The following is a 5,404-nucleotide window of genomic DNA, read 5'->3' as shown; positions in this document are numbered from 1 at the left end:
AAATAAGATTACACTTATCTTTAGACTATAAAACACCTTATACCGTGTATAAATTTACAGCTTAAAAACAAATTTTAACTGTAGCCGTATTTCAGGACAAGACATCTGTACCATTGTCCCAATTAACATAAATGATGTCGTAATCTTGGTCTCCAAAAGTGATATTAGTACCGCCAGTTAATAATCCTTCCAACTCAAAAGAGCTTGGGTCATTAACATCTCTTATAAAAGTTGTTAAATCTGTATCTCCGATATTTCCTACTTGTGCCATTAACCCAGTGTCTAAACCTTCGACAACTATTAAAGGGTTTGTTATAAGTTCATCATTTCCAGCATCGTCTATTTGAATAGTAGCAGACCCAAACACACCTTGGTAAGCTTTGGTTGCTGTAATAGGTTGTACAAAAATTTCATTTTGTGCGCTAATATTAATCGTGTAGATTAATATTAGCAAATTTATATATAGTTTCATAATGTTTTAGTTTGTAAAGTTAAGGTCAAAACGACCATTGGTTATACTAATAGTTTCTTCTGATAAAATATCTTGAGCTTCAAACTCAAAAGTTCCAGATATGATAAAATTTTCGGTATCTAACCTTGTAAAATGAATTTGTCCTGTATAATTAGAGTTGGTTTCATATTGACCATATATTTCTGATAAAGTAGAAACAAATGTTGCCCCAGCTCCTGTATAATCACCGTCTGTATATGAACTTTTATCTAAATTATAAGTTTGCCCTTCTTGAATTTCAGTTTTACTTATAACCAATTGTCCGTCTTTATATCCTTCAGAGGTATCCATATCCCAATTAATAACTAAATAGTATTCCCCATCAATAAATTGGTAAAAGTTATTGAAACTTGCATTATCTATAAATGGTACTCCATTAACCAAACAACCTATAGTTTGTTCACCAGTTTGAGTAGCAAGTGGCAATTGGTCAATTGGGTTTGTTGGTTGGTCGTCATCGTTTTTACAACAGCTTAATCCTAGTAAAATGGTAAGTAGTAAAATTATATTTTTCATAATTCAATTAATTATTTTGCTTCCATAATTTAGTTTGGATATTAACTTCTGTAACTTTAACTTTTTGTCTGCAATATTTATATTGCCCATTGGTTAAACGTACTCTATATGTCCAAGTATACACACCAGTAGCTGTATAATTTGTAGTAGCGGTAGCTCCATTATTTAAGCTTTTGTAACCTGTATTGTTGTCAAAATCTATTTCGATTGTTGAAATACTTGCATTTGAATGCCAAAGTGTTGTAGGTAACTTAACTTCTACATTACTTTTGCTTATGGCAAAAACTGGCGAAGCTATTGCAAACGATAGTTTGTTCTCGTAAGGGTTTTGCCACACGCCATTAATATATTTATCGTCGTACTTATCATTGATAACTCTAATTTTGTTGTTGTTTAAAGCGTTTGCATTAATTTTAGAATAATTAAACAGTAAACCATTTAATACAATAGATGCCTTGTTGTTAAGCTTAGCACTATTGTTTTGTTGTTTTTGCAGGTTTTTCCATTCGGTTAGTTCTTGTTGTGGCGACTCTATACCATTAATATTTAGCTTGGTTGCAGAAGATACCATTGTGTTATAGATTAGATTGTATCGTTCTACATCTAAATAATTATTGCTACGTAATACGCCATCGAATTGCGTAACGTCTATAAGGTCAAAACCATAATCTAAAAGTATATGATTTGGTATTCTGTTTTTCTCCAAAGTCGCAAATTTGATATTTATATCGGATGCTAAAGAGGTGTTTATATTTTGTGAGTTCCCAAATTGGTAAAGACCAATAAAGAGTAGTAGTATTGCATATTTTTTCATAATTTTGAAAGTTGAGTTAGACAAAGTTGAACGGTTGTTTAATTTGATTTTTTGATGAAAGACTACTTAGCTTGTAAGTGGTCTTTCTATTTTAGTTTGTGTAGTTCATATCAAACCGACCATTTGTTATATTTATTTCATTACCATCATTATCTAAAACAGTAAACTCAAAAGTGCCAGATATTATGAAGTTAGCTTGGTCAAAATTTGTTATTGTTAAAATTCCAGGATTAGAAATAGATGATGAGCCTTCAAAAATAAAACCTGCGCCAATTCTATATTCCGCAAAGTAATTACCAGTAGCAAATTCAAGAAGAGTATAATTAGTTTCTTCTATAAGAGGCATATCCAAACAACCAATATTTATAGATTTAAGTTCTGTACCTCCACCAGTCCTAGCAGAAACACCTAAAGTATAAGCTCCATCTACAAATTGGTAAAAGGCACTTGGAGAATTACTACCAAAACTTGGAGGTACAAATGGTTCTCCGTTAATTAAGCACCCAAAGGTTTGCGCACCTGTTTGTGTTGCAGGTGGTAATTAGTCTATTGGGTTTGTTGGTTGGTCGTCGTCGTTTTTGTTACAGCAACTTAATGTTACCGTGATTGTTAGTAGTAAAAGTAGTTTTTTCATAATCTTATTTTCAATAAATATATAATTCTTTTGCTTTGTTTGAGTAAGGAAAACCTTATTTAATTGTGTTTTATTTTTTTATTCCGTTATATATGCCATCTGAGTGAGAGCCTTGTGCCTAACGGTCTTGTGTATGAAAAGTAGCGTATAAATAAACGCTAGTTTTTCGGGTTTTGCACGAGCCGAATTTTTTATTTTTATGTTTAATTTTCTTTTCTAAATAGAACCAAATAAAAAATTTGGCGTACTTTGTAAATATGCAAAAAACTCTCGGAAAGTCTATAATAGCTATGTTTTATACACGTCTTAAGTTTACAATTCATTAAATTTAAACATAAATAAGAAAAGACAAAAGAGAGGAATAAGGTTATGATACACGCAGAAGCTTAAGACTTCGTCAACATTGATAATCCCTGTTCTTTACTATGTTAAATTCGTTCCGTTCTGTGAAGCTTTAGACTTCGATTTTAAGTTGTAGAATTCACATTAGATTAAGTTCTTTAAAATCCTTTTTTTTATGACTAAAGATATTAAATATTTTGGAATAGACATTAGTAAAGATTTTTTTGATGTCTGCGATAATCATTCGAAGTATCATCAATTTAGTAACAGTATTTCTGGCTTCAAAAAGTTAGTTAAAATATTAGATTCCAATACGGTTTGCGTTATGGAAGCTACAGGTTATTATCATTCTCGATTAGCTTACTTTTTGTTAGCTTTAGGTTTTGGAGTAGGTGTCGTTAATCCATTAAAGATTAAACGTTATATCCAAATGGATTTATCAAAAATAAAGACCGATAAGAGTGATGCGAAAATGATTCAGCTTTATGGTAAGGATAGAAATCCTAAGTTATGGGTTGGTCAATCAAGTAGACAGCAAGAGAGTTTGCAGTTATCGCGTATGCTTAGTGTTTACAGTAAACAAAGTACTCAGTTAAAAAATAAAATACACGGCGAATCGGTTTTAGGAAATCCATCAAAAAGTGTTGTTAAGTCTTTAAAGAGAAGTTTAAAGCATCTAAAAAAAGAAATGAAAATTTTAGAAAAAACATTGCAAGAGCATGTGAAAGAAGAATATCAATCATCATTAACTTTATTACAAAGTATTCCCGAAATAGGCAACAAAACGGCTTTAATGTTATTGGTTTTCACAGATGGTTTTCATCGTTTTGAAAGTTCAAAAGCGTTATGTAGTTATGCTGGATTAACTCCAATAATAAGACAAAGTGGAAGTCGTGTAAAAGGGCGCCCACGAATTAGTAAAATGGGGAACCCAAAACTTAGAAATTTATTATTTATGTGCCCTTTTAATGCCTGTAAATATAACCGGGCATGTAAAGCCCTTTTCGATAGAATAGTGGCTAAAGGCAAAAGTAAAAAGCTGGCTTTAATAGCTGTGTGTAATAAGTTACTAAAACAAGCGTTTTCTATTGTTAAAAATGGGGTGCCTTATAACGATGAATATAGCAATGTTTTGAGGTGTAATTAATTGAGTTTTATTTGGTTTTCACCTCAGTTCTTTGTTGTGCTTTCGTTATTTTATTTCAACTGTTTTAAATATTATTTTCAGTTCACTTTGATCAAATTCCATATCAGACTTTATTCCAATGGATAGTTCATTCTTTGAGTCCCCATAAATAGGTTTGAAATTCACACTAGAAATATTTGGATTTTCTTTGTTTTTCCATAGAGCGATTGTTCTTTTATAATTACCAATAGTATCAATAGTTAATTCGTAATTCTCAAATTTTTCTAGTTCTTCATCTGGTATACAGAAAGGTATTTTAAATTCAACCTTTTCATAATTAAATGAGTAATAATACTCACAATCATTTTTAAAACCATTTTGATTAGCAATGCTATCAGTCATTTTATGTAAAGTCAAATTTTCTACTTTTCTGATAATCTCACTTGGATTTACTGCACCATTTTCGTCCTCATAAGGTTTCAAATTTATTTTGTTAAAGAATTTTTGGGTAGACTCATAGTCCATTCTATTTCGGTTTTCTTCAATATAACTTTCCTTATTTAAAGGTGGTTTTGGTGAATACCAACCATAGTCAAAAATGAAAGTTGACTTTTCGTTTTTGATTTCTCCAACATAAGAGTCTATTCCATCAATCCTTTTGTATTTAAAATCTTTTGGAAGAATAATACTGAATAAGTCAAAATCAATTAAATGACTTTTTCCGTCATTTTGAGAAATGTATTTCACTCCATCATTACAGCTCATGAATATTAGAAATGAAGATAATATGATTACTTTTTTCAATATGATAGTTTTTTTTAATGTCTTGTCCTGAAATACGGCTACAGTTAAAATTTGTTTTTAAGCTGTAAATTTATACACGGTATAAGGTGTTTTATAGTCTAAAGATAAGTGTAATCTTATTTCGTTGTATAATTTAATTGCATTTTTTGTTGCTCTCTTTGCATGTGCTGTGTTTATAAAGGTTTGATCTAAATAAAATTCGTCTTTTAAAATACCATTTACGCGTTCTGCTACAGCATTTTCATAACAATGATTTTCTTCTGTCATACTAATTTGAATTCCCTTTCTTTTGAGTTTTTTAGTGTATACATTACTGCAATATTGTATTCCCCTATCTGAGTGATGTGTTAAATCACTAATATCCTTAGCTTGATATATCGCCTTATTTAAAGCTCGCACACAACCGTTTAATTCTAAACTATCACTTAGGTCGTATCCAACTATTTTGCGAGAATACAGATCAGTTATTAAAGCCAGGTAACAAAACCCTTTTACTGTTCTAATGTAAGTTATATCAGATACCCATACTTGATTCGGTTTGGTAATAACCAAATTTTTAATCAGGTTAGGGTGTTTGTAAAAGCGATGGTAAGATTGTGTTGTTCTTGCACTGTATTTTTTTCTTAGAGTTAACATATTATTATCTCTAAGTACTGT

The 5,404-nt window shown here is 30.6% G+C and carries 7 protein-coding genes and 1 pseudogene; 1 reads left to right on the top strand and 7 read right to left on the bottom strand.

The genetic code is table 11. The annotated features are described in order from the left end of the window. Positions 1 to 91: 91 nt before the first annotated feature. From AC2D8I_RS15800 to AC2D8I_RS15780, 5 genes and pseudogenes are all read right to left on the bottom strand, one after another. A complete protein-coding gene (locus AC2D8I_RS15800; RefSeq protein WP_484707061.1) occupies positions 92 to 472 on the bottom strand; it encodes a hypothetical protein in 381 nt (126 codons plus the stop codon). A gap of 6 nt (positions 473 to 478) precedes the next feature. After that, positions 479 to 1,027, bottom strand: coding sequence for a Riean_0653 family protein (locus tag AC2D8I_RS15795; protein ID WP_484707059.1), 549 nt, complete (start codon positions 1,025 to 1,027; stop codon positions 479 to 481). 7 nt (positions 1,028 to 1,034) lie between these two features. After that, positions 1,035 to 1,841, bottom strand: a complete 807-nt coding sequence (locus AC2D8I_RS15790; protein ID WP_484707057.1) for a hypothetical protein — start codon at positions 1,839 to 1,841, stop codon at positions 1,035 to 1,037. A 91-nt stretch (positions 1,842 to 1,932) separates the two neighbouring features. Beyond that, positions 1,933 to 2,370 (bottom strand): annotated as a pseudogene (locus AC2D8I_RS15785) (Riean_0653 family protein); the annotation flags it as partial. A 12-nt stretch (positions 2,371 to 2,382) separates the two neighbouring features. Then, positions 2,383 to 2,475: a lipoprotein gene (locus tag AC2D8I_RS15780; RefSeq protein WP_484707055.1), complete on the bottom strand. Its 93-nt coding sequence runs from the start codon at positions 2,473 to 2,475 to the stop codon at positions 2,383 to 2,385. Between the two features lie 517 nt (positions 2,476 to 2,992). Between AC2D8I_RS15780 and AC2D8I_RS15775 the strand changes: the two genes are divergently transcribed. Beyond that, entirely contained in the window at positions 2,993 to 3,964 is a 972-nt protein-coding gene (locus AC2D8I_RS15775) for an IS110 family RNA-guided transposase (RefSeq protein WP_484707052.1), read from the top strand. A 45-nt stretch (positions 3,965 to 4,009) separates the two neighbouring features. On the opposite strand, the gene AC2D8I_RS15770 is transcribed toward AC2D8I_RS15775, so the two are convergent. Both AC2D8I_RS15770 and AC2D8I_RS15765 read right to left on the bottom strand, forming a co-directional pair. Further along, positions 4,010 to 4,747: a hypothetical protein gene (locus tag AC2D8I_RS15770; RefSeq protein ID WP_484707050.1), complete on the bottom strand. Its 738-nt coding sequence runs from the start codon at positions 4,745 to 4,747 to the stop codon at positions 4,010 to 4,012. 57 nt (positions 4,748 to 4,804) lie between these two features. Then, positions 4,805 to 5,404 (bottom strand): IS3 family transposase (locus AC2D8I_RS15765; protein WP_484707048.1); only part of this gene is annotated, 600 nt, incomplete at its 5' end.

The sequence above is a fragment of the Lacinutrix sp. YIN62 genome, assembly GCF_057219185.1.
Note: the sequence above shows the minus strand (reverse complement) of the source record. Positions and strands in the feature narration are given on the sequence as shown.

Bases quoted from the DNA above. Each gene is read 5' to 3' on its own strand.
- AC2D8I_RS15800 (WP_484707061.1), bottom strand. From the start codon at position 472: ATGAAACTATATATAAATTTGCTAATATTAATCTACACGATTAATATT.
- AC2D8I_RS15795 (WP_484707059.1), bottom strand. From the start codon at position 1,027: ATGAAAAATATAATTTTACTACTTACCATTTTACTAGGATTAAGCTGT.
- AC2D8I_RS15780 (WP_484707055.1), bottom strand. From the start codon at position 2,475: ATGAAAAAACTACTTTTACTACTAACAATCACGGTAACATTAAGTTGC.
- AC2D8I_RS15775 (WP_484707052.1), top strand. From the start codon at position 2,993: ATGACTAAAGATATTAAATATTTTGGAATAGACATTAGTAAAGATTTT.
- AC2D8I_RS15790 (WP_484707057.1), bottom strand. From the start codon at position 1,841: ATGAAAAAATATGCAATACTACTACTCTTTATTGGTCTTTACCAATTT.